General features: G+C 25.9%; 3 protein-coding genes. All 3 read left to right on the top strand.

Translation table 11 applies throughout. From position 1 onward, the window contains the following. The first annotated feature begins 86 nt into the window (after positions 1-86). Genes F3G69_RS09700 through F3G69_RS09190 form a run of 3 tightly spaced genes read left to right on the top strand, consistent with a single transcriptional unit; the run spans position 87 to position 1077 of the window. Entirely contained in the window at positions 87-212 is a 126-nt protein-coding gene (locus F3G69_RS09700) for a Cdi1I family immunity protein (RefSeq protein WP_508610274.1), read from the top strand. A gap of 55 nt (positions 213-267) precedes the next feature. Then, complete coding sequence (locus F3G69_RS09195) at positions 268-642, top strand: phytanoyl-CoA dioxygenase (RefSeq protein WP_103583819.1); 375 nt, start codon at positions 268-270, stop codon at positions 640-642. A 30-nt stretch (positions 643-672) separates the two neighbouring features. Then, positions 673-1077: a hypothetical protein gene (locus F3G69_RS09190; protein ID WP_103583816.1), complete on the top strand. Its 405-nt coding sequence runs from the start codon at positions 673-675 to the stop codon at positions 1075-1077. The last annotated feature ends 11 nt before the right edge of the window (positions 1078-1088 follow it).

Raw genomic sequence — 1088 nt, 5'->3', positions numbered from 1 at the left:
ATATATTCTAATATACAATAATGAAAACGAACTGACATTATCTTTTGATTTTAATGAAGTAAATAAAATTCCCTTACAAAATTTTATTGATTTTTTGCAAGAAAATGGCAAATGCATTAAATACAAAGTTTTATTATTGCGGTTTAGAGCCTGCTCAGGATACTAGCACACAGTTTTTTACATACAATGGTGTAGGAAAAATAAACTGGTAGATAAAATAACAAAATCTAATTTATGGAAATCTTAATGCTGTTAAGGGAAATTAAAATGAGAAAAATAAGGGAATTATTGGCAAAGTCTTTGTTTAGACTTGCTTCAACAGATTATCAAATACATTATATTGATAATTCTACTATTTATGAGTATGTGGCGCCAGAAGACTTAATTGAAGAGGTTGCAAATTTTTGTAGAGAAGCACAATTAGATTGTTTCAAAAATAATTTTTCAGAACGAGAATTAGAATTTGCAAATATATTACGAAATAAAATACTCAACCTGCCAAATGGTGATATATACGGAACAACTATATGGGCTGGATTAAAAATAGATGCAGAAAAATTTTTAAATATTTTGGGTTATCAAATAAAAGATTTTGATTATAGTACAATAGATAATATAGACCGCAATGAGCTTGGTAAATAAAATAACAAAATCGAATTTACGGAAATCTTAATGCTATTACGGGAAAATAAAAATGTATCAACTAAAAAAATATTATTAGAAAGGCTATTTGAATTAGCTTCTACTGAGTATCAAAAAAAATATATAGACAATGCTACTACTGATAAATATACTTGTGGCGATGAATTAGTAAATGAGATAATTAATCCATTAGAACTTATACAAAGGCCAGAAAATAAGTACTTATTTGATAATAATGAGCTCCTAGCTATAAAAGAATATAAAAATAAACTTGATACTATTTGTAAAAATAATAATACGGATACAGATTTATATGAAATGTCAGAAGTTTGGAATAAGATAATTATAAGTTCTGTAAATTTACTAAATTTATTAGGCTATTCTCTTAATGACTTTGATGAAGATGCGAACTTGATAGCCGAACATAAAGTTTAGTAATATAGTAT

Origin of the sequence: Campylobacter concisus, from assembly GCF_902460625.1 — a bacterium.
GTDB lineage: Bacteria > Campylobacterota > Campylobacteria > Campylobacterales > Campylobacteraceae > Campylobacter_A > Campylobacter_A concisus_AD.
This window is presented reverse-complemented; position numbering and strand designations above follow the sequence as displayed.

Coding starts and splice junctions, on each gene's coding strand:
- F3G69_RS09195 (WP_103583819.1), top strand. CDS start 268: ATGAGAAAAATAAGGGAATTATTGGCAAAGTCTTTGTTTAGACTTGCT.
- F3G69_RS09190 (WP_103583816.1), top strand. CDS start 673: ATGCTATTACGGGAAAATAAAAATGTATCAACTAAAAAAATATTATTA.